Annotated in this window: 23 protein-coding genes; 9 read left to right on the forward strand and 14 right to left on the reverse strand. The window is 68.7% G+C overall.

What is annotated here, in order from left to right:
- The first annotated feature begins 204 nt into the window (after positions 1-204).
- Positions 205-402: a hypothetical protein gene (locus AC1DF3_RS15645; RefSeq protein WP_286537955.1), complete on the forward strand. Its 198-nt coding sequence runs from the start codon at positions 205-207 to the stop codon at positions 400-402.
- Positions 403-462: 60 nt separating this feature from the next.
- On the forward strand, positions 463-585 hold the full coding sequence (locus AC1DF3_RS15650; RefSeq protein ID WP_286523703.1) for a hypothetical protein: 123 nt from the start codon (positions 463-465) through the stop codon (positions 583-585).
- Positions 586-594: 9 nt separating this feature from the next.
- Here the strand turns inward: AC1DF3_RS15650 and AC1DF3_RS15655 are convergent, their stop codons facing one another.
- Both AC1DF3_RS15655 and AC1DF3_RS15660 read right to left on the reverse strand, forming a co-directional pair.
- Complete coding sequence (locus AC1DF3_RS15655) at positions 595-1734, reverse strand: adenylate/guanylate cyclase domain-containing protein (protein ID WP_478140109.1); 1140 nt, start codon at positions 1732-1734, stop codon at positions 595-597.
- On the reverse strand, positions 1731-4202 hold the full coding sequence (locus tag AC1DF3_RS15660; protein ID WP_286537961.1) for a sensor histidine kinase: 2472 nt from the start codon (positions 4200-4202) through the stop codon (positions 1731-1733). Before AC1DF3_RS15660 ends, AC1DF3_RS15655 begins: the two co-directional genes overlap by 4 nt.
- Positions 4203-4260: 58 nt before the next feature.
- On the opposite strand from AC1DF3_RS15660, the gene AC1DF3_RS15665 reads away from it, so the two are divergent.
- Positions 4261-5331 (forward strand): ABC transporter substrate-binding protein, encoded by a 1071-nt coding sequence (locus AC1DF3_RS15665; protein ID WP_478140110.1) that lies wholly within the window; start codon positions 4261-4263, stop codon positions 5329-5331.
- Positions 5332-5349: 18 nt separating this feature from the next.
- On the opposite strand, the gene AC1DF3_RS15670 is transcribed toward AC1DF3_RS15665, so the two are convergent.
- Together AC1DF3_RS15670 and AC1DF3_RS15675 are read right to left on the reverse strand one after the other, a co-directional pair.
- Complete coding sequence (locus tag AC1DF3_RS15670; protein ID WP_286537965.1) at positions 5350-6021, reverse strand: M23 family metallopeptidase; 672 nt, start codon at positions 6019-6021, stop codon at positions 5350-5352.
- 24 nt (positions 6022-6045) lie between these two features.
- Complete coding sequence (locus AC1DF3_RS15675; protein ID WP_286537966.1) at positions 6046-6915, reverse strand: LysR family transcriptional regulator; 870 nt, start codon at positions 6913-6915, stop codon at positions 6046-6048.
- Positions 6916-7023: 108 nt separating this feature from the next.
- On the opposite strand from AC1DF3_RS15675, the gene AC1DF3_RS15680 reads away from it, so the two are divergent.
- Positions 7024-7422 carry a tautomerase family protein gene (locus tag AC1DF3_RS15680; RefSeq protein ID WP_286537967.1) on the forward strand — a complete coding sequence of 133 codons (399 nt, stop codon included), beginning with the start codon at positions 7024-7026 and terminating at the stop codon, positions 7420-7422.
- A gap of 3 nt (positions 7423-7425) precedes the next feature.
- On the opposite strand, the gene AC1DF3_RS15685 is transcribed toward AC1DF3_RS15680, so the two are convergent.
- Both AC1DF3_RS15685 and AC1DF3_RS15690 read right to left on the reverse strand, forming a co-directional pair.
- Positions 7426-7806: a RidA family protein gene (locus AC1DF3_RS15685; protein ID WP_286537969.1), complete on the reverse strand. Its 381-nt coding sequence runs from the start codon at positions 7804-7806 to the stop codon at positions 7426-7428.
- Positions 7803-8999 (reverse strand): amino acid aminotransferase, encoded by a 1197-nt coding sequence (locus AC1DF3_RS15690; protein WP_478140123.1) that lies wholly within the window; start codon positions 8997-8999, stop codon positions 7803-7805. The genes AC1DF3_RS15685 and AC1DF3_RS15690 overlap by 4 nt, the downstream gene beginning before the upstream one ends.
- Before the next feature lie 142 nt (positions 9000-9141).
- On the opposite strand from AC1DF3_RS15690, the gene AC1DF3_RS15695 reads away from it, so the two are divergent.
- Positions 9142-9621 (forward strand): Lrp/AsnC family transcriptional regulator, encoded by a 480-nt coding sequence (locus AC1DF3_RS15695; RefSeq protein ID WP_286537972.1) that lies wholly within the window; start codon positions 9142-9144, stop codon positions 9619-9621.
- Here the strand turns inward: AC1DF3_RS15695 and AC1DF3_RS15700 are convergent.
- The 5 genes from AC1DF3_RS15700 to AC1DF3_RS15720 all read right to left on the reverse strand — a co-directional run bounded on the left by AC1DF3_RS15700 (position 9618) and on the right by AC1DF3_RS15720 (position 14009).
- Positions 9618-9905: a DUF4148 domain-containing protein gene (locus AC1DF3_RS15700; RefSeq protein ID WP_478140111.1), complete on the reverse strand. Its 288-nt coding sequence runs from the start codon at positions 9903-9905 to the stop codon at positions 9618-9620. The genes AC1DF3_RS15695 and AC1DF3_RS15700 overlap by 4 nt on opposite strands.
- A 46-nt stretch (positions 9906-9951) precedes the next feature.
- Entirely contained in the window at positions 9952-10509 is a 558-nt protein-coding gene (locus AC1DF3_RS15705; protein WP_478140112.1) for a fasciclin domain-containing protein, read from the reverse strand.
- Between the two features lie 76 nt (positions 10510-10585).
- Positions 10586-11848 carry a class I SAM-dependent methyltransferase gene (locus tag AC1DF3_RS15710; RefSeq protein WP_478140113.1) on the reverse strand — a complete coding sequence of 421 codons (1263 nt, stop codon included), beginning with the start codon at positions 11846-11848 and terminating at the stop codon, positions 10586-10588.
- Entirely contained in the window at positions 11845-12642 is a 798-nt protein-coding gene (locus tag AC1DF3_RS15715; protein WP_478140114.1) for a DUF1365 domain-containing protein, read from the reverse strand. Before AC1DF3_RS15715 ends, AC1DF3_RS15710 begins: the two co-directional genes overlap by 4 nt.
- Positions 12639-14009, reverse strand: coding sequence for an NAD(P)/FAD-dependent oxidoreductase (locus AC1DF3_RS15720; RefSeq protein ID WP_478140115.1), 1371 nt, complete (start codon positions 14007-14009; stop codon positions 12639-12641). Before AC1DF3_RS15720 ends, AC1DF3_RS15715 begins: the two co-directional genes overlap by 4 nt.
- Positions 14010-14123: 114 nt before the next feature.
- On the opposite strand from AC1DF3_RS15720, the gene AC1DF3_RS15725 reads away from it, so the two are divergent.
- A complete protein-coding gene (locus AC1DF3_RS15725) occupies positions 14124-14786 on the forward strand; it encodes a sigma-70 family RNA polymerase sigma factor (protein ID WP_478140116.1) in 663 nt (220 codons plus the stop codon).
- Positions 14783-15442 (forward strand): ChrR family anti-sigma-E factor, encoded by a 660-nt coding sequence (locus AC1DF3_RS15730; protein ID WP_286537983.1) that lies wholly within the window; start codon positions 14783-14785, stop codon positions 15440-15442. The genes AC1DF3_RS15725 and AC1DF3_RS15730 overlap by 4 nt, the downstream gene beginning before the upstream one ends.
- A gap of 21 nt (positions 15443-15463) precedes the next feature.
- On the opposite strand, the gene AC1DF3_RS15735 is transcribed toward AC1DF3_RS15730, so the two are convergent.
- The 3 genes from AC1DF3_RS15735 to AC1DF3_RS15745 are packed head-to-tail and all read right to left on the reverse strand — an operon-like array spanning position 15464 to position 17740.
- Positions 15464-15886 (reverse strand): DUF2177 family protein, encoded by a 423-nt coding sequence (locus tag AC1DF3_RS15735; protein WP_478140117.1) that lies wholly within the window; start codon positions 15884-15886, stop codon positions 15464-15466.
- The gene (locus AC1DF3_RS15740) at positions 15883-16695 is read right to left on the reverse strand and encodes a DUF1295 domain-containing protein (protein ID WP_478140118.1); all 813 of its coding nucleotides are present in this window, start codon (positions 16693-16695) and stop codon (positions 15883-15885) included. Before AC1DF3_RS15740 ends, AC1DF3_RS15735 begins: the two co-directional genes overlap by 4 nt.
- Positions 16688-17740, reverse strand: coding sequence for an SAM-dependent methyltransferase (locus AC1DF3_RS15745; RefSeq protein ID WP_478140119.1), 1053 nt, complete (start codon positions 17738-17740; stop codon positions 16688-16690). The genes AC1DF3_RS15740 and AC1DF3_RS15745 overlap by 8 nt, the downstream gene beginning before the upstream one ends.
- Positions 17741-18106: 366 nt before the next feature.
- On the opposite strand from AC1DF3_RS15745, the gene AC1DF3_RS15750 reads away from it, so the two are divergent.
- Both AC1DF3_RS15750 and AC1DF3_RS15755 read left to right on the forward strand, forming a co-directional pair.
- On the forward strand, positions 18107-19528 hold the full coding sequence (locus AC1DF3_RS15750; RefSeq protein ID WP_478140120.1) for a basic amino acid/polyamine antiporter: 1422 nt from the start codon (positions 18107-18109) through the stop codon (positions 19526-19528).
- A gap of 116 nt (positions 19529-19644) precedes the next feature.
- Positions 19645-20691 (forward strand): arginine deiminase (locus tag AC1DF3_RS15755; protein WP_478140124.1); only part of this gene is annotated, 1047 nt, incomplete at its 3' end.

Genomic DNA, 20691 nt, shown 5'->3' on the forward strand with positions numbered 1-20691 from the left:
CGCTGTTCGCGCCGCGCTTTGCTTGTTGCGTGGGCAACGAAACGGGCAGAGCGAGAAGCGCAGAATAGTTATTTAAATTAACGAATTGCTCGGGACATACCCGTATCGAGACGGGGCCCGGCCTTGCGTCGCATCCCCAATCCGTAGGATGTCGATGACGCGCCTTGCAGACAGACTCGCGCCTCCAATACGAGGAGCTTGTCGATGGAGTTCGTTCACCTGATCTGGCTTGGCGCCAGCCTGATCGCCGTGTCGGCGGGGTGGGTCTGGATGGCATGGCGCGGCGGAAGGCACCTGAACGACCGGATGACCGAGCAGGTGTCTCGCTCGGCCGCCCTGGCGCGGGAATGCGCCACGACCCTGGGCTTCGACACGGCCTCGGGTTCGCTGTCCGGCCGCTGACTGCCAGCCTCCCCCTTCGGTGGTATTCCCCCGCCGCAGTGTCGCCCGGACAATGCGGCGATGCTGCTCTACGCGATCCTCGTGCTGCTTCAGCGCCTGGCCTGGCCGCCGGCCTGGCTGCTGCTGATCATGGGCTGGATCGTGCTGACCTCCGAAGTGGTGGTCCTGCTGCGGGCGCCCTGAACAGCCGTCTCAGCGATCCACCCCGCCGAACACGCGCCAGGCGGCCACCTTGCGATGGAAGCCCTTGAGCTCGATCTCGCCGACCGCCTCGATCGACCATTCGGCCTCGAGCGCCATGTCGTGCAAGGCCGCCTTGATGCGTTGAGAGACCAGGATCTCGCCACCCGCCGCTTCACCGCAAAGGCGGGCCGCCAGGTTGGTGACGGTGCCGATGGCGCCGTAGTCGATGCGGCCGTCGAAGCCGATGCCGCCCAGCGTGGCGAAGCCCTGCGCGATGCCGATGCCCATGTGCAGGTCGTAGCCGCGCCGGCGCCATTGCCCGCTGAGGGCCGCCATCTCGCGCTGCATCTGGACCGCCATCCGCAAGGCCCGGGCGGGCGCGTCGTCCATGGGCTGCGGATCGTTGAAGAAGATCATCATGCCGTCGCCCGAGAAGCGCTCCAGCGTGCCTTGATGGTCGAGCACCAGCCGGCCCATCGCAGCATGGTATTGCGCCAGCACCGCCATCACCTCCTCGGGATCGGCGGTCTCGGTGAAGGCGGTGAAGCCGCGCAGGTCCAGGAAGACGACGGTGATCTCGCGCCGGTGGCTCTTGAGCGGATCGTCGGCGCCGCCGGCGATGATCGCCTGCGCCAGCTGGGGCGAGAAGAATCGCTTGAGCTGGCCGACGCGCTCCAGCTGCTGCACGCTTTCCGCGACGCGCTGCTCGAGCGTGCGGTTCCAGGCCAGCAGTTCGGCCCGCTGCCGCTGGACCTCGTCGTACAGCGTCTTCACGCGCAGCAGGGAACGCACGCGGGCCAGCAGTTCAGCCTGATGGATCGGCTTGCTCAGGAAGTCGTCGGCCCCGGCGTTCAGGCCGTTCACGCGCTCCTGCTCGGGGTTCAGCGCCGTCACCAGCACCACCGGCAGCACCGCCTGGGCCGGGTCGGCGCGGATGGCACGGCAGACGTCATAGCCGTTCATGCCCGGCATCATCACGTCCAGCAGCACCAGGTCGGGCGGGTCGTCGGCAATGCGCGCCAGGGCCTCTTCGCCCGAGGCGGCCGTGCTGGTCCGATAGCCGCGCGCGGTCAGGATGTCCGCGAGCAGCCGGACGTTCTTGTCGACATCGTCGACCACCAGGATATGGGCGTTCGCTTGTGCATTCATTCGACGGCCTCGCGTGTCATCAGCGGCAAAACGAAGGTGAAGGTGGCGCCTTCGCCCAGGCGGCTGTCGAGCGCCAGCGTGCCGCCATGGAGCTCGACGAAACGCCGCGCGAGCGACAGGCCCAGGCCGGTGCCCTCGGCCTTGCGCAAGTAGTCGTCGCCGGCCTGGCGAAACTCGTCGAACACCCATTCATGGTCTTCGGGCGCGATGCCGACGCCGGTGTCGGCGACGCTCACCTCGGCCATGGCGTGGCCGTCGGCGCCCTCGATGCGCCGCGCCATGAGCCGCACCTGGCCGCCGGCCGGCGTGAACTTGACCGCGTTCGACAGCAGGTTCACCACCACCTGCTTGACCTTGCGCGCATCCGCGACCCATTCGGCGAGTCCGTCGCCGACTTCGAGCGACAGCCAGAGGCCGCTGCGCTGCGCGCGTTCGCGCACCAGCGTCAGGGCGTTCTCCAGCAGCAGGCCGAGGTCGAAGCAGCTCAGGTCCAGCTCCATCCGTCCGGCCTCGATCTTCGACAGATCCAGGACGTCGTTGATCAGGGTCAGCAGGTGCTGCCCGGACGAATGGATGTCGCGCAGGTATTCCATCTGCTTGTCATTGACGGCGCCGAAGGTCCGCTCGGTCAGCACCTCGGAGAAACCGATGATGGCGTTCAGGGGCGTGCGCAGCTCGTGCGACATGTTGGCCAGGAACTCCGACTTGTGCTGGTTGGCCACTTCGATCTGGCGGCTCTTCTCCTCGATCTCGCGGAACAGCCACGCGTTCTCGATCGCGATCACCGCCTGGTCGGCGAAGGTCTCGACCAGCCTGACCTCGGCATTCGAGAACGGCTGGACCTGCCGGCGCATCACGGCGATGACGCCGGCCGATGCGCCGTCGCGCACCATCGGAACGGCCAGCACGGTCCGGAATCCGTGGCGGCTCTGGGGTTCGCGCGAATCCGGATACTCCGCATCGAACAGCCGGGTGACGTCCTGCACATGGACGGTCCGGCGCTCGGCAAAAGCGCGGCCGACCACCGATCCGCGGGTCAGCGGCAGGACCTCGTCGCGGCCCGCCACGGCCTCGTCGCCCCGCACGCCCAGGTAGCCGGTCATGGAGCGGAGGTGGTCTTCCTCCGGCAGCCAGATCCTGCACCCATAGGCGCGGCAAAGCGCCGCCGAACGCTCGGCCACGGCCTGCAGGACTGGTTGCAGGTCGGTCGGGGAGCGGCTGATCACGCGCAGGATCTCGGCTGTGGCGGTCTGGTGCTCGAGCGCTGCGCTCAGCTCGGCGGTGCGCTGCTCGACCTTGCGCTCCAGCTCGCCGTAGGACTCGCGCAGCTGGGCCGACATGCGATTGAACTGGTGGGCCAGGCCTTCCAGCTCGTCGCCGGTGCTGACCTCGATCTGCTGGTTGAGGTCGCCCTGGCCGATGCGCCGCGCGCCGCGCGCCAAGGTGCGGATCGGCCGCACCATGCTGCGCGCCAGCAGCGACGCCGCCAGTGCCGAGATCGCCAGCCCCGCCAGCAGCAGCACCGCGGCGCGCAGGAACGAGTCGTTGAGCTTGGCGTAGACCTCGCCGATCGGCTGCTCGACGAACACCTTCCAGCCCAGCGGCTGGATCGGCGCCATCGAGGTCAGGACCGAGGCGCCCTGCAGGTCGCGCGACACCATCGCCTGGCCCTGCGGCACACCGCCGGCCGCCGCCTGCACATGCGGCAATGCGGCCAGGCTGGTCTTGCGCAGCACCAGGCCGATGTCGGGGTCGGCCACCAGCAGGCCGTTGCTGTCGACCACGTAGGCCTTGCCCGCTTCGCCGATGTGGATGCGCGAGACCACCTCCCAGATGAACTTCAGGTTGAGCTCGGCAATCGTGACCGGCCCCTTGGGCCCGCCGGAGCGGATCGCGACCGCCATGTAGGGCTCGGTGCCGCGGTTGAAGTACACCGGGCCGAACCAGGGCGCGTCGGGCAGGGCGCCCCGGAAGGCGGCCTCCGACGCCCGGTTGCGGCCGGAGCCCAGCACGTCCATGCCGACCCGCGAGACCTCGATCTGCTCGCGCCCGGTGCTGTCGAGCAGCGCGATGTCGGTGACCTCGGGCGCCTGGCGCAGCAGCCGCCAGAATTCCGCCCGCCGGGACTCCAGGTCCGAGGCCTCGAGCTGGGCCAGCGAGGCGTAGGCCAGCTGCTCCGACACCTGCTGCACGTACTGCTCGATGCGCGACGCCGCACCCAGCGCTTTTTCATGCTGCAGGCTGGCGAGGGCCGACTTGTTCTCCTGGTAGGAAAAATAGAGGCTGATGGCGCTCGATGCCAGCAGCACCGTGGTCACCAGCGACAGGATCAGCAGCAGGTACTTGCGGAACAGGCGGCCCCGGTGGACGTCGCGCGTGCCCGGCGGCAAATGGGCCGAGCGCCGGCTGTGGGCCGTCGAGGCAAGCTCGCCCGAGAGCGAGGCGGGAAACGAATCCGGGGCCGTCATGGCCTGTCGATTGGACACCCGTCGCCTGCGCGATGGGAAGCCCGGCCGCCTAGGCCTCATGGCCGACCTGCCCATCGCGCTCGCGACGCCCGCGGCGGCGCAAAATCGCTGGGCGCGGCTGCCGGCCCCGAGGAGTGACGTGATGCGCAGCAGGTGGTGGTGGTGGATTCTTCTTTGCATGGCGCTGGCGGTCGCCGGGCCGCTGGCGCGGGCCCAGCAGCAGAAGAAGATTCCGCGCCTGGGTTACCTGGCGGCCGTCTCGGCCAGCGCCGACGCGCCGCGGCTGGAGGCGTTTCGCCGCGGGCTCCGCGATCTTGGCTATGTCGAAGGTCAGAACATCCTGATCGAGTACCGTCACGAGAGCCAGGACCTGCAGCGCCTGTCGGGCCTGGCCGACGAACTGGTCCGGCTCGATATCGACGTGCTCGTCGCCGTCACGACCAATGCGGCGCAGGCGGCCAGCAAGGCGACCCGGACCGTGCCGATCGTCTTCATGGGCGTCACCGACCCGATCGCCACCGGGCTCGCCGAAAGCCTGGCGCGGCCCGGCGGCAACAGCACGGGCATCACCAACGTGGCGGCGATCCTCACCGGCAAGCGGCTGGAGATCCTGAAAGAGACCCTGGCGGGCATCACCCGGGTGGCGGTGCTGTGGGACCCTCGCGCGCCCGGCTCCGTGCCCCAATGGGAGGCCAGCCAGGTGCCGGCCGAGAAACTCGGCCTCCAGCTCTACTCGATGGAAGCCAGCAGCCCGGACAGCTATGCCGAGGCCTTCGACGCAGCCGTCAAGGCGCGCAGCGCCGCCGTGTGGGTGACGCTGAACCCGGTCGCCAATTCGAACCAGCGGCAGATCGCGGAACTGGCGATCGCCCACAAGCTGCCGTCGATCTGTGCCCGCGGCGACTATGCCGAGAACGGGTGCCTGATGGCCTACGGGCCCGGCTACGGCATGGAAGGCAAAGACGGCGCCCGCTATGTCGACCGGATCCTGAAGGGCGCCCGGCCGGCGGACCTGCCGATCGAGCAGCCGACCAAGTTCGAGCTGCTGATCAACCTGCAGACCGCCAAGCGCCTCGGCGTGATCATTCCGCGGGCGGTGCTGAACCGGGCCGACCGGATCATCCAGTGAACCCCTGCGCGGGGGCGCTCAGTCGTCGGCGGTATTCGCACCGCCCCCGCTGGCCGTAAGGAACGGCATCGGGTCGATCGCGCTGCCGTTGCGGCGCAGCTCGAAGTGCAGCTTGACGGTGGTCGATTCGGTGTTGCCCATGCGGGCGATGACCTGGCCCCGCTTGACGGCTTGCCCTTCCTTCACCAGCAGCTCGCTGTTGTGGGCGTAGGCCGACATGTAGGTGGCGTCGTGCTTGATCATGACCAGCCGGCCGTAGCCGCGCAGCGTGGCGGCCGCGAAGACCACCTTGCCGTCGCCGGCGGCTCGGACCGGATCGCCCTTGGCGCCGCCGAAGTCAACGCCCTTGTTCGAGCCGCCGTCGAAGCGCGACACGACCGCGCCGCTCGAGGGCCGCAGGAAGCTGCGGTCGACCTTGGCCGTGGCTTGCGGCTTGTCGGCGCGGGCGCGCGGCTGCGCCTTGTCCTGCTTGGGCTTGGCTGCCTTGGCGCTGCGCGAAGACTCGGCGCGGGGGCTGGGGTTGGCGCGGGCGCCGGGGCTGGAAGCCGCCTCCGAGGGGGCGGCGGCCGGCGTTGCCCGCTTCGGCGGCGGTGACGATGTCGACGCACAGCCGACCAGCAGCGCGCCCGCCACGGCGCAGGCGATGGCTGCCGCCCGGCGGCCGATGGATGTCCTGTACTGAGCTGTCATGGGTCGACTTTAAAGGCAGCCGGTTCAGCCCAGCTGGGAGGCCAGCAGCTCGCGCACGCGCGTGACCAGCTCGGCTTCGCCGCGCCGTGCCGGCAGGAACTGGAAAGCGACCCGCGGCAGCGCCGGCAGGCCGTGCGGCGCCGGCAGCCGGGCCACACCGGGGCACAGCGCCGATTCGTTGAGGCAGGCCACGCCCAGCCCCGCCGCCAGGGCCGACTGCAGGCCCGCCACGCCCGAGGCGACGTGCGCCACCGCATGCGGCACGCGCCGCTGGCGCAGCAGCCGGACCGTGAACTGGTGCAGCGAGCAGCTGTCGGGCAGCACCAGCAGCCGCAGCGGCTCGCCTCGCCGGATGCGAAGGCCCTCGGCGCCGACCCAGGCGAGCGCTTCGCGACGCCATGGCGAGGCGGGCCCGCGGGCGCCGGCCCGGGGGGCCGCGGGATTGATCCGCATCGCGAGGCCGATATCGAAATCGCCGCGGCCGAAGGCGGCCTCCATGGCGCTGCCCTGCAGCACGCTGACGTGCAGGCGCAGCTGCGGGTAGTCCTGCCCGAGCCGGCTCAGGAGCCGACTCAGATCACCGGGCCGGAAATAGTCGGTGACGGCCAGCCGCAGCTCGCCCTGCAGCGTCTCGCCGCTCAGGTCGCGCAGGGCCTCGTCGCTGGCGGCGAGCAGGCGCCGGGCATGGTCGAGCAGGCGAAGGCCCGCGGGCGTCGGCGCCACGCCGGCCTTGCTGCGGGTCAGCAGCGCATGGCCGCAGCGCTCTTCGAGCTTGCGCATCTGCTCGCTGACGGCGGACTGCGACAGGAACACCACCGGCGCCGCCGCCGTGAGGCTGCCCGCATCGACCACGGCGACCAGGGTCTTCAGTTGTTCGAGATCGAGCGGCTGCATGCGCACATTCATTCATGAAACAGATGGCACGTATCATATCTTCCCGCTTTTCAGGAGGATCTGCGAATTTCACAATGGGCCTTCGATCAACGAGGAAAGCAACGCACCATGCCCCACATCGTCATTCATCTGTCCGGCCAGCCCGACCCGCAGCTCACGCGCAAGGTGGTCGATACGGTGGCCGAGCTGACCCAGTCCGTGCTCGACAAGAAGCTGCCCGTGATCGCGATCACGGTGCAATACATCGGCGCCGAGAGCTGGTTCATCGGCGGCCAGTCGCTCGCCGAACTCGGGAAGTCGGCCTTCCACCTGGACATCAGCATCACCGACGAGACCAACACCAAGGCCGAGAAGGCGCGCTACCTGCGCGCGATCTTCGACGCCATGGCCGCGCTCAGGAGCAACCTGCACGAGGTCTCGTACGTGCACCTGATCGATGCCCGCGCCGCTGCCTACGGCTACGGCGGCAGGACGCAGGAGTTCCGGCACCAGCAGGCGGGGGTCTGACCCCTAGTCGTCGTCGATCGCCGCGTAGGCGACGATCTCGATCTTCATGCCCGGCACCACCAGCCCCGAGACGCCCATGCTCGAGCGGTTCGGATAGGGTGGGGCGAAGAACTCGCGGTAGACGCGATCGACCTGCGGCATGTCCTTGACATCGGTCATGCAGATCAGCACCTGGGTGACGTCTTCGAGGCTGCCGCCGGCGGCGGCAACCGCGCGCTGCAGGTTGCCGAAGGTCAGGCGGGCCTGGTCCTCGATCGTGCCGGTGTCGATGCTGCCGTCGGCGCGCACCGGCCCGTGGGCCGTGAACAGCAGGCCCCTGGCCTTGACCGCCCACGAGAACGGCTGCGCCAGCGGCGGCAGCCCGGTGTCGACCACCTGCTTCACGCGAGCACCGCCGCCATCGACTGCGCCACGTGGTCGACATTGGCGCCGGTCAGTCCAGAGAGGCACATCCGGCCCGAGCGCACCAGGTAGACCGCGTGGTCGTCGCGCAGTCGTGCCACCTGGGCCTCGTCGAGGCCGGTGTAGCTGAACATGCCGCGCTGCCGGACCAGGTAGCCGAAGTCGCGCCGTCCCTGGAACTTCTCGTCGAGCACCGCCAGCAGGCGTTCGCGCATGGCGCGGATGCGCTGGCGCATGGCGGCCGTTTCGTCGCGCCAGAGCGCGAACAGGGCGGGGTCGTTCAGCACGCGGCTGATGACGCGGGCACCGTGCGTGGGCGGCGTCGAGTAGTTGCGGCGCACCGTCGCCTTCAACTGGCCCAGCACGGTGTCGGCGGCGGCGCGGTCGCTGCACACCACGCTGAGGCCGCCGCAGCGCTCGCCGTACATCGAGAAGTTCTTCGAGAACGAATTGGCGGCGAAGAACTGGATGCCGGCGTCGGCCAGCGCGCGCAGCGCGAAGGCGTCTTCGTCGAGCCCATCGCCGAAACCCTGGTAGGCGATGTCGACGAATGGAATCAGTTCGCGTTCGCGCAGCACCGGGATCAGCGCCTGCCACTGGGTCTTCGATAGATCGACCCCGGTCGGGTTGTGGCAGCTGGCGTGCAGCAGCACGATGCTGCGACGCGGCAGGGCATCGAGGCTGGCCAGCATGCGGTCGAAGCAGAGGCCGCCGGTGGCCGGGTCGTAGTAGGGGTAGCTGCGGACCTCGAGGCCTGCGCCTTCGAAGATGGCGCGATGGTTGTCCCACGTCGGGTCGCTGACCCAGACGCCGGCGCCCGGAAAGTAGCGGCGCAGGAAGTCGGCGCCGACCTTGAGGCCGCCGGAGCCGCCGAGGGTCTGCAGGGTGGCGATGCGGCCGCTGGCCACGGCCTCGTGGCCGGCGCCGAACAGCAGGCGCTGGACGGCGGCGCGGAAATCCGCGATGCCTTCGATCGGCAGGTAGGGCCGGGCACCGATGTCCTGCGACAGCGCGGTCTCGGCCTGCCGCACCGAAGGCAGCACCGGCAGGCGGCCTTCGCCGTCGAAATAGACGCCGATGCTGAGGCTGACCTTGTGCGGCCGCGGGTCGGCCTGGAAGGCCTCCATCAGCGAAAGGATGGGGTCGCCCTCGTAGGGCGGGACATGGCTGAACAGCGAGGTGGTGGGGGTGGTCATGAAGAAGTCCGTCGAGAAGGGCAAGGCCAGGCCCGGATTCTTCGTTCGAAGGATCGTCATGCCAACTGTTTTTTCATCGACGCATAATTTTGTCCAGAGAGAATCCATTGGAGGTTTTTTTATGCGCGTCGAATCGGACGACACGGACCGCCAGCTGCTGGCCGCCCTCCAGCAGAACGCCCGCCTGACCACCGGCGAGCTGGCGCAGATGACCGGGCTCTCGCAATCGCCCTGCTGGCGCCGCATCAAGCGGCTGGAGGAGTCGGGGCTGATCGATGGCTACCACGCACGGCTGAACCGCCGGGCGCTGGGCTATGGCGTGGTGGCCTTCGTCAGCATCAGCATCGACTTCCAGACCGAGGCGCGCTCGAGCGAGTTCGTCGAGGCGGTGCTGGCGATCCCGCAGGTCGTGATGTTCCACGGCATCACCGGCAACGCCGACTTCCTGCTGATGGTGGTGGCCGAGGACCTCGATGCCTATTCGGAGTTGCTGACCACCCGGCTGCACCGCCTGCCGGGTGCCAGGCAGGTGCAGAGCAGCTTCTCGCTGCAGGAGTTCCGGCGCTTCGACGACCTGCCGATTCCGGCGCTGCCGGCTTAGCGCCAGCGCGTCGTCGTGTCGCCGTAGGCCGCGGCGCCTTCGGCGCTGATGGCGCGCGCGCCGGCGCGCACCTGCGCGCGGTCGGCCATGTCGACCCGCGCCGCGACGCCGGTGCCGCCATTGCTGATCGCGATCGGCTGCAGGGCTTGCGCGCGCACTTCGGCGCGCGATTGCATCGACTGGAAGGGCGGCGGCGGCAGCGGGTTCTGCTCGCCCTGGAAAGCCTGGGCGCCGAAAGCCGAGAGGCCGCACAGGGCCGCGATGGCGATCTGTCTGGAGTTCATGGCGTTGTCCTGGTGAATTGGATGAGCGTGGCGATGCGCCGGGGTCTTACTTTGGGAGCAGCACCTTGTCGACCACGTGGATCACGCCGTTGGACTGCATGACGTCGGCGATGGTCACGTTGGCCGCGTTGCCGTTGGCGTCGACGACCATCACCTTGCCGTTCGCGGTCTTGGCGGTCAGTGCGCCGCCGGCCACCGTCTTCAGCGACGCCATGCCGCCGCCGTCCTTGATCTGCTTCAGCAAGGTCGCGGCGTCGATCTTGCCGGGCACCACGTGGTAGGTGAGGATGGTGGTCAGCTTGCCCTTGTTCTCCGGCTTCAGCAGCATGTCGACGGTGCCGTCGGGCAGCGCGGCGAAGGCTTCGTTGGTCGGCGCGAACACCGTGAAGGGGCCCGGACCCTTGAGCGTGTCGACCAGGCCCGCGGCCTTGACCGCCGCCACCAGCGTGGTGTGGTCCTTCGAATTCACCGCGTTGTCGATGATGTCCTTGGTCGGCAGCATCGGCGCGCCGCCGACCATCACCTGCGCCATGGCCGAAGCGGCACCGACGGCGAGCGAGACGGCGAGGGCGATGGAAGCGGCGCGTTTGAATCTGATCTGCATGGAGTGCTCCTGGTTGAGTGCACCGCCACGAGATGCGCGACGGCTGCTCTTGATACGCAGGCGCGGGCGCAGCGGATCAGCTCTTCGAGGCGTGCGAGAAACTGAAAAGACCCACGTCGACGCGGCCGCTGCGAAAGCCTGCTTCGCAATAGCACAGGTAGTACTCCCACAGCCGGCGAAACGCATCGTCGTAGCCCAGTGCGGCGATGGCCGGCCAGGCCGCGTGGAAGCGGCGGCGCCATTCGGCCAGGGTGAGTGCATAGCTCGCGCCGAACGATTCCGCGGTCTGCAGCCTGAGTCCGGCGCGCTCGGCGTGCGCCGTCATCGCGCTCACCGACGGCAGCTTGCCGCCCGGGAAGATGAAACGCTGGACGAAGTCGGTGCTGCCCCGGTAGCGGTCGAAGTAGTCTTCGGCGATGGTGATGACCTGCAGCACGCCCGAGCCGCCGGGGGCGAGCCGCTCGCGCAGCGTGTCGAAGTACACCGGCCAGTAGCGCTCGCCGACCGCCTCCAGCATCTCGATCGAGACGATGCGGTCGTAGCGTCCATCCACGTCGCGGTAGTCCTGCAAGCGCAGGTCGACGTCGCCGAGGCCCTGCGCACGCACCTGCTCCCGGGCATGCGCGAGTTGTTCGGTCGACAGCGTCAAGCCGGTGACGCGGGCGCCGTGGCGGGCGGCCAGCGCCGCGGCCAGGGCGCCCCAGCCGCAGCCGATCTCGAGCACCGTCGAGCGCGGCTGCAAATCGAGCAGGGCGATGATGCGATCGAGCTTCGCCGCCTGCGCGGCTTCGAGCGACTCGTCTCCTGTCGCATAGAGTGCGCTCGAATAGATCAGTGCCGGGTCCAGCCACTGGGCATAGAAGTCGTTGCCCATGTCGTAGTGGAAGGCGATGTTGCGCCGGCTGCCGCGCCGCGTGTTGGCGCGGCTGGCACGGAACAGGTCGCCGAGCCGACGCGCCAACCACGAGCCTTCGAGCACCCGGCCCCAGCTGGCTTCGTTGCGGATGCCGAACTCCAGCAGCGCGGTCAGGTCGGGCGTGCTCCAGTCGCCGTCGCGGTGCGACGCCGCGAGCCCGAGGTCGCCATGCAGCAGCAGCCGGGCCAGCGGGCGCCAGCGATGCAGCGTGATCGAGGCCTGCGGTCCGTCGGCCACGCCGCGGCCTTCGAGGCGGGCGCCATCCGGCAACTGCACGCTGAGCGCACCATGGCTCACGCCGTGCAGCAGCCGCGCGAGCAGCTTGCGAAGCGGGCCGCCGCCAGCGGCACCGGGTCTGGCGGGCGGGCGGACGGCGCTCGCGTTGGCGGCGAAGCCGTTGGAGGAAGAGGAAGAAGCACTCATGAATCTCTGGCCTTGGTGGTCTGGATGATGGTGACCGGCGTGGCCGGCGGTGCTGGGCGTGCGTGCAGGCGCACCCCTTTGATCCACAGCTTCAGCGCTTCCCAGTGGATCGCAGCCACGACCTTGAGCGCCAGCAGGGGATGGGTGACGAAGACGCGCAGCAGTGCGCCGTCGCCGAGTGGACGGCGCCGGGCATCGAGCCGCGCATGCAGCACCGCGCCGCTGGCGTCGTTCGCGCTCACGCCGATGACCAGCCCCTCCCGGTCCGGTCGCGGCGGCTCGACGCGGAAGCCGTAGCGCATCTCGAGTCCGAGGAAGGGGGAGACGTGGAAGCGCTTGTCGCACTGCTGCGCGATCAAGTCGCCGCTGGCTTCGGCGGCGTCGACCGGGATCAGGTAGCCGTGGCGTTCGCCGAAGGTGTTGTTGACCTCGTACAGGATCGCCTGCAGCGCACCGTCCGCACGGTGGCAGAAATAGACCGACAACGGATTGAAGACATGGCCCAGGATGCGCGGCATGCTCAGCAGGCGGATCGGGCCGCCCGTGCCAAGCCCGGCCGCGGCGAGCTGCCGATCGACGTGGGAGCGCAAGCCGCGGCCGTCGCCGTAGTCGCATTGGTGCAGGCTGAACAGGTTGAAGCGATCGACCGAGAAGACCCGCAGCCGCCGATCGAGATCGGCCAATTCGTCCACGTCCACCAGGAGCGAGAACATCCGGTAGTCCAGCCGATGCCGCACCGGCCGCAGCCGCTGGTGCATCACGCGGCCGACGTAGAGAGCCGAATGGAGGCTCATGCCACCGTCGACCCAGCTGTCGGCAACCGGAGTCGGCCCGATTCGTTGGCGACGCTCCATGGCCGGCGCACCTGGCCGACCGCCTCGGCCACGGCCAGCCCGGCCTGCAGCCCGTCTTCGTGGAACCCGGAGCCGAAGTAGGCACCGCAGAACCAGGTGCGGCCGCGGCCCTGCAGCGACCAGAGCCCGGCCTGGGCGCGGATCGCCGCCGCATCGAACATCGGGTGCTCGTAGACCTCGCTGCGGATCAGGTGGCCGGCGGCGGGGTCTCGCATCGGATTCAAGGTCAGGAACAGTGGCGTGGCCTCGGGAATGCCTTGCAGCCGGTTCATCCAGTAGGTGACGCTCAACGCGTCCGGGCGTCGGCGGTCGGCCGCGTAGTTCCAGCTCGACCAGACCGCTCGGCGATGCGGCATCAGCGCCGGGTCGCTGTGCAGCACGGCGCGGTTGCGGCTGTAGCGAAAGGCGCCGAGCAAGCGCTTCTCGTCCAGGCTCGCGTCGGGCAGCAGGCGCAGCGCCTGGTCGGCGTGGGTCGCGATCACCACGTGGTCGAAGCGCTCGGCCTCGGCGCCGAGCGCGGACCGCACGAAGGCGCATTGCTCGCCGCGCCGCACCTCGATCGCGGCGCTGTCCAGCCGCAGCCGTTCGCCGAGCAGGCCGGTGATCCGCCGCACGTAGCTGCGGCTGCCACCCTGCACGGTGCGCCAGGCATCGCGCTGGCCGAGATGGAGCAGCTGGTGGTTCTCGCAGAAGCGCACGAAGGCCTCGGTCGGATAGCTGCCGATCTGTGCCGCCGGCGTCGACCAGATGGCCGCCGCCATCGGGTACAGGTGATCGTCGCGGAAGGCGCGTCCGTAGCCGCGCTGGTCGAGGTAGGCGTCCAGCGGCATCATGCCGATGCGCTCGGCGTCGCCGGGGGCCTGGCGGTAGAAGCGGACCAGGTCGCGCAGCATCGACCAGAAGCGCGGGCTCGCCAGGTTGCTCGGCTGCGCGAAAAGGCCGCGCAGGCCGCTGCCCGAATACTCCAGGGCGCCGTCGTCGAGGCTGACCCCGAAGGACATCTCGCAAGGCTGGGTCGGCACTTTCAAGTGGGCCAGCAGCGCGCTCAGGTTCGGATAGGCGGCCTCGTTGTAGACGATGAAGCCGGTGTCGACCGCGATCGGGCCGCCGATGGCCGGCACGTCGACCGTGTGGCTGTGGCCGCCGGCCCGCTGGTCGGCCTCGAACAGCGTGACACGGTGCTTCTGCGACAGCAGCCAGGCGGCCGCAAGGCCAGAGATGCCGCTGCCGATCACCGCGATGTCGAGGGCGGGCCGGTCGGCGGCGCGGGTGGCGGAGACGCCGTCGGGCGCGAAATGGGTTGTCATGGCGGGCGATCCTGGCACTGGTGGTCCCGGGCTTCTACGCCGGCCGCCGGCCTTTGGATTACTTTTCGGCAAATCGCTGTGATCTAATTTCGGGCCTGGTGCGTACCAAAGGCCATGAACACCGCGCGACAGTCCTCCGCAGCGGCCGCGAGGCCTGACCTGCCCAGGCCGCCCAGCCGGTCCATCCTGACGCTGCATCAGAACCGGGGAGCGATGCCGACTAGCGAAGAACTCAGCGAGCTGCTGCGGGCCGTGGCCGAAAAGGGCGACCGGCAGGCGTTCGCCGTGCTTTTTCGCCATTTCGCGCCGCGCGTCAAGGCCTACCTGATGCGCGGCGGCAGTGCCGAGGGACTGGCCGAGGAGCTGGCCCAGGAAACCCTCGTCAGCGTCTGGCGCAAGGCGGCGATGTTCGATCCGCGCCAGGCCGGCGTGTCGACCTGGATCTTCACCATCGCGCGCAACCTGCGGGTGGACCATTTCCGGCGCCAGGGCCAAGGCGTGTTCGTCGATGGCGAAGACAACGACGGCGCCGAACTGCCCGACACCGCCCCGCCGCTCGACGAGCAGTTGCGCGCCGGGCGCCGCGAGCGCAGCGTGCGCGAAGCGCTTTCCCGGCTGTCCGCCGAGCAGGCGCAAGTGCTGCATCTTTCTTTCTACGAGGATCAGCCCCATGCCCGGATCGCGCAAGACCTGGGCATTCCCCTCGGCACGGTCAAGTCCCGCGTGCGGCTGGCCGTGAACCACCTGCGTCGTTTGCTCGACGAGCTTGAACCATGATCCACCATCATCCGGACGACGGACTCTTGCTGGCCCAGGCGGCCGGCACCCTTTCCAGCGGGCATTCGCTGCTGGTCGCCAGCCATGTGGAAGGGTGTGCCGAGTGCCAGGCCCGCCTGCGCGAGCTCGAATCGATCGGCGGCGCCATGCTGGAGCAGTTGGCCCCCGCGGTGCTGCCTTCGCAGTCGCTCGCCGAAGCCATGGCGGCGATCGACGCGCCGCCCCCGGCGCCGAAAGCCAAGGCGGCGCCTCGGCGCAGCAGCCGGCCAGCGCTGCCCGCGGGCATGTCGTGGCCTCGCGCGCTCCATGGCTGCAGCGCCACGGCCTGGCGCTGGCTCGGGCCCGGCATGCGCTGGAGTCGGGTCACCGTGCCTTACGACCCCGCGGCCAATGTCTTTCTGCTGCGCATCGGCGCCGGCAAGGAGCTGCCCTTCCACACCCACAGCCGGAGCGAGCTGACCCAGGTGCTGCACGGTGCCTTCCATGATGGCCGGGCCTTGTTCGGTCCGGGCGATTTCGACGAGGCCGACGGCGACATCCATCACCAGCCCAAGGTGCTGGCGGCCGGCGAATGCATCTGCCTGGCCTCGGTCGAGGGGCGCGTGATGTTTCAGGGCGCGATTGCCCGCATGCTGGGGTCGCTGGTCGGGATGTAGTCGGAGCGGCGTGCAGCCGCTTCAGCCCGCAGCTCGGCCACCCCAGCGGGCAGCCGTCCAGCAGGCCGCCGCCGCCGACACGCCGGTCACGGCCGTGCCCCAGCACAGGTCGGCCAACGTCACCGGCCAGGGCCAGCCCTTCAGCGTCGCCTGGTTGGTGAGGTCGTAGGTCGCATAGGCGACGAGCCCGAGCAGGGCGCCCAAGCCGAGCGCCGCCGGCCAGTTGCGCTGCCGAAGCGCGGGAGCCACCGCGAACACCACCACGCCCAGGATGTAGATCGCATAGAAGCCGATGGCGGGAGCCAGCGCGAAGCGCTCCAGCATGATGTGGCCCAGGGCCGGCCGGTACAGGCGATCCGCCATCAGGCTCAGCCAGATGGCGTCGAGCGTCAGGAAGACCGCGGCGGTGGCGCCATAGGCGATGGCGAATTGTCTGAATGTCATGCGGGGTCCTTGCGCGGCGGGCCGGGGATGAAGGCGTTGGTGCGCGCGATGTAGTCCCGGTAGGCGGGCCGGCGCTCGGCGATGTCCTGCTCGAGCAGGCTGACGCCGGACACGCGCAGCAGCAGGAACGTCATGAGCGCAGGCGAAATGACGGACCAGGCACCCGCCCACCCGGCGGCGGACAGGGCCATCAGCCAGACCCCCCACCAGACGCAAGCTTCGCCAAAATAGTTGGGATGCCGACTGTAGCGCCACAGGCCGCGGTCCATCACGCGTGCGCGCTGCGCTGGAAGGGACCTGAAACGCGCCATCTGGGCATCGGCGACCGCCTCGAAGACGACGCCGAAGGCCGCCAGCGCGAACCCCGCCGCATCGAGCCGGCCGAAGGGGCGGGTTCCCGCCATGCCGACCAGCAGCGGCGCCGTGACGGTCCATCCCAGCAGCGCCTGCAATCCGAACACCAGGTACAGGCTCTTGAATCCGAAATTCGGCTGGTTGCGCTCGCGCATCTGCCGGTAGCGGCGGTCTTCGCCGTGGCCCCGGTTGCGCAGCGTGATGTAGATACCCAGCCGCAGCGACCAGGCGAGGGCGAGCACCACCATGCAGAGGCTGCGCACGCCGGAGGCGGGCAGCAGTGCCGCGTAGACCAGCGTCGCGCCGCCCATGAAGGCCGGCCAGGCGCGGTCCGCCAGGCTGGCGTCGCGCTGGCGCAGGCTGGCCAGCCAGGTGAGCAGCGCGAGGCCGACGATCAATGCCAGCCCGGCCAGGCCGACGAATGCGACATGCGGCAGCGCCGATCTTTCAAGCATCGCGCTGCGCGTTCTCGAACAGGTAGTGGCTCACGCCCCACTGCCGGCCGCCGGCAAAGCCGAACAGCTCGGCCACCGACATGAAGAACACGCGCCACCGGTTCCACCAGATGTCGGCCTCGGCGCCGTAGGTGGCCGCGAACAGCGGGCGCAGGGCTTGCGCCCGCCGGTCCATGTTGCGAAGCCAGGCTTCAGCCGTTCGCTGGTAATGCGTGCCGTCCCAGCGCCACTGTTCCACCAACCGCAGGCTGTCCTGGCAGCGCGCCGCCAGGTCGTCGCTCGGCATCATGCCGCCCGAGAAGAAGTGGCGGCTCATCCAGTCGCTGTCGTCGCGCGCCGCGAAGGCATAGGGCGCCTCCTGATGCGTGAAGACATGCATGAAGAAGCGGCCGTGCGGCGCCAGCCAGCGCGAGACACGCGCGAAGGCCCTCGGCCAGTTGCGCAGGTGCTCGAACATCTCCACCGAGACGATCCGATCGAAGCGCTCGTGGGTGTCGAAGGCATTGATGTCCCGGGTGACGACCCACAGGTTGCGCAGGCCGCGGCGCCGGGCCTCGGCCTCGATGTGTTGACGCTGGCTCTGCGAATTCGACAGCGCGGTGATCCGGCTGGCCGGATAGCGCTCGGCCATCCACAGGCTCAGCGAGCCCCAGCCGCATCCCAGCTCCAGCACGTCCTGGCCATCGGCCAGCCCGGCGCGCTCGCATGTCTGCGCGAGCGCCGCGGCCTCGGCCTGGTCGAGCGTGAAGTCGGAGGCGGGCCAGTAGCCGCTGCTGTATTTGCGGTGGTTGCCAAGCACCTCCGCGAAGAAGCCCGCCGGCAGTTCGTAGTGCTGTTCGTTGGCCTTGTCGGCCAGGGGTGCCAACTCTGCGCCGTGCATCGCGGCGATGAATTCGCGCGTCAGCCGGGCGGTGGCGGCCCTGTCGCCGGCTTTCATTTCGGCCAGTCGGTCTTTCAGCAGTCGACGGATGCCGAAACGCACGACGCGGTCCGGCACCCGCCCCTTCTCGACCCAGCTGATCGCTCCTGCGATGTGATTCGGCATGCCCGCATTTCCTCGAACGGTCGGCACCGACGCGGTGCCCCGGTCGCTTCTACGCGGCCTGCTGTCGTTTGGATCAGCGCGGTGGCCGAGAGGGCAGAGTTGCCGGCATTGTCAAGACGTACTGTCCTTTTCGTCCGGATTGCCGACGCGGAAGGGTCCGTGTTCAATGCCCAAAAAAGGGGCATGGCTCGACAACAGCGTGCTGCTGCGCCGCAAGGACAACCTGTGCGAGGTCGGTGCCTGCCTGGTGTGGGAGTTCGTGCCCACCCGGACTCCGCAGCGTGCGTATGCGTGCGCCTTGACAAACCCCATTGACGGATCAATCCTGCAGCCGAAACATTTCGCATAGAAGAACAAGGAGTAGGAATGGCTTCGACTGACCAGAAGATGTCGCGCATGCAGCTCACCGCGATGGTGGTGGGCGGGATGGTCGGCGCGGGGATCTTTTCCCTGCCTCGCACCTTCGCGAACGCGACCGGCCCGCTCGGCGCCGTCATCGCATGGCTCATCGCCGGCACCGGCATGTACATGCTGGCGCGGGTCTTCCAGTCGCTGGCCGAACGCAAGCCCGACCTCGACGCCGGCGTCTTCGCCTATGCCAAGGCCGGCTTCGGCGACTACCCCGGCTTCCTGTCGGCCTTCGGCTACTGGATCGGCAGCTGCATCGGCAACGTGTCGTACTGGGTGCTCATCAAGTCCACGCTGGGCGCCTTCTTTCCGATCTTCGGCGACGGCAACACGGTGGTGGCGATCGTGGTCGCCTCGGTGGGCATCTGGCTGTTCCACTTCATGATCCTGCGCGGCATCAAGCAGGCGGCCTTCATCAACAGCGTGGTCACGGTCGCCAAGATCATCCCGATCCTGGTCTTCATCGTGCTCCTGGCCTTCGCCTTCAAGATGGACCTGTTCAGCGCCAACCTGTACGGCGGCGGGCTGGAGGGCGGGATCTTCGAGCAGGTGCGCGCCACCATGCTGGTCACGGTGTTCGTGTTCCTCGGCATCGAGGGCGCCAGCGTCTATTCGCGCTTTGCCAAGGAGCGCGCGGACGTCGGCAAGGCCACCATCCTGGGCTTCATCGGCGTCACCGGCCTGATGGTGCTGGTGACGATGCTGCCCTATGCGGCGCTGCAGCGCGCGGACATCGCCGGCATGCGCCAGCCCTCGATGGCCGCGGTGCTGGAGGCGGTGGTTGGCCATTGGGGTGCCATCTTCGTGAGTGTCGGGCTGATCATCTCGGTGCTGGGTGCCTACCTGGCCTGGTCGCTGATCTGCGCCGAGGTGCTGTTCACCGCGGCGAAGACCAAGGACATGCCGGCGATCTTCGCCAGGGAGAACGCCAACCAGGTGCCGGCCAACGCACTGTGGCTGTCGAACATCATCGTCCAGCTGCTGGTGATCACCACCTACTTCTCGAACGATGCCTTCGCGCTGATGCTGAACCTCACCAGCGCGATGGCGCTGATCCCGTACCTGTTCGTGGCCGCCTACGGTTTCATGATCTCGAAGCGCGCAGAGACGTACGAACTGCGCCCCGAGGAGCGCACGCGCGACCTGGTCATGGCGTCGGTGGCGGTGATCTACACGGTCTTCATGATCTACGCCGGCGGCCTCAAGTTCATCCTGCTGTCGGCGGTGCTCTATGCGCCCGGCACGCTGCTCTATATCTGGGCCCGGCGCGAGCAGGACAAGACCGTCTTCACGGTCACTGACTGGGTCATTTTCCTGGTCGCGGCAGTGGGTGCCGTGGTGGGCATCTACGGGCTCGCGACCGGCACCATCACCATCTAGTCACAGGCTGGATATACCGTTCACTCATCGGATTCCTGGAGAACATCATGGCGACCAAAGAAGCGAAAGAGACAACCTTCGGCGTGCACTCGGAAGTCGGGCAGCTGCGCAAGGTGATGGTGTGCGCCCCCGGCCTGGCCCATTCGCGCCTGACGCCGAGCAACTGCGACCAGCTGCTGTTCGACGACGTGCTGTGGGTCGAGAACGCCAAGCGCGACCACTTCGACTTCGTCACCAAGATGCGCGACCGCGGCGTCGAGGTGGTCGAGATGCACAATTTGCTGGCCGAGACGGTGGCGGTGCCCGAGGGCAAGAAGTGGATCCTCGACAACCAGGTCGTGCCCAACCAGGTCGGCCTCGGCTTCATCGACGAGCTGCGCAGCTACCTCGAGGGCCTGGACAACCGCAAGCTGGCCGAGACGCTGATCGGCGGGCTGTCGACCAACGACTTCCCCGAGTCGGTCGGCGGCAAGGCGCTGGAGGTCGTGCGCGAGGCCGCAGGCGTCACCGAATACCTGCTGCCGCCGCTGCCCAACACGCTCTACACGCGCGACACCACCTGCTGGATCTACGGCGGCGTGACGCTGAACCCGCTGTACTGGCCGGCGCGCCACGAGGAAACCATCCTCACCACCGCGATCTACAAGTTCCACCCCGACTTCGCCGGCAAGGTCAACGTCTGGTGGGGCGACCCGACCGAAGACCACGGCCTGGCCACTCTCGAAGGCGGCGACGTGATGCCGATAGGCAAGGGCAACGTGCTGATCGGCATGAGCGAGCGGACCTCGCGCCAGGCCATCAGCCAGCTGGCGGCCACGCTGTTCAAGAAGGGCGCAGCCGAGCGCGTCATCGTCGCGGCCATGCCCAAGATCCGCGCCGCGATGCACCTCGACACCGTGTTCACCTTCGCCGACCGCGACTGCGTGCTGCTGGCGCCGGACTTCATGAACCAGACGCGCACCTACTCGTACCGTCCGAGCAGCCATCCGAGCGGCGTCGAACTGCATGCCGAGAACAAGCCCTTCGTCGACGTCGTGGCCCAGGCGCTCGGCTTCAAGAAGCTGCGCGTGGTCGAGGCCGGCGGCAGCGACTACCAGCGCGAGCGCACCCAGTGGGACAGCGGCGCCAACCTGGTCTGTGCATCGCCGGGCGTGGTTTATGCA

It is taken from the genome of Variovorax sp. 10N432 (assembly GCF_056394465.1).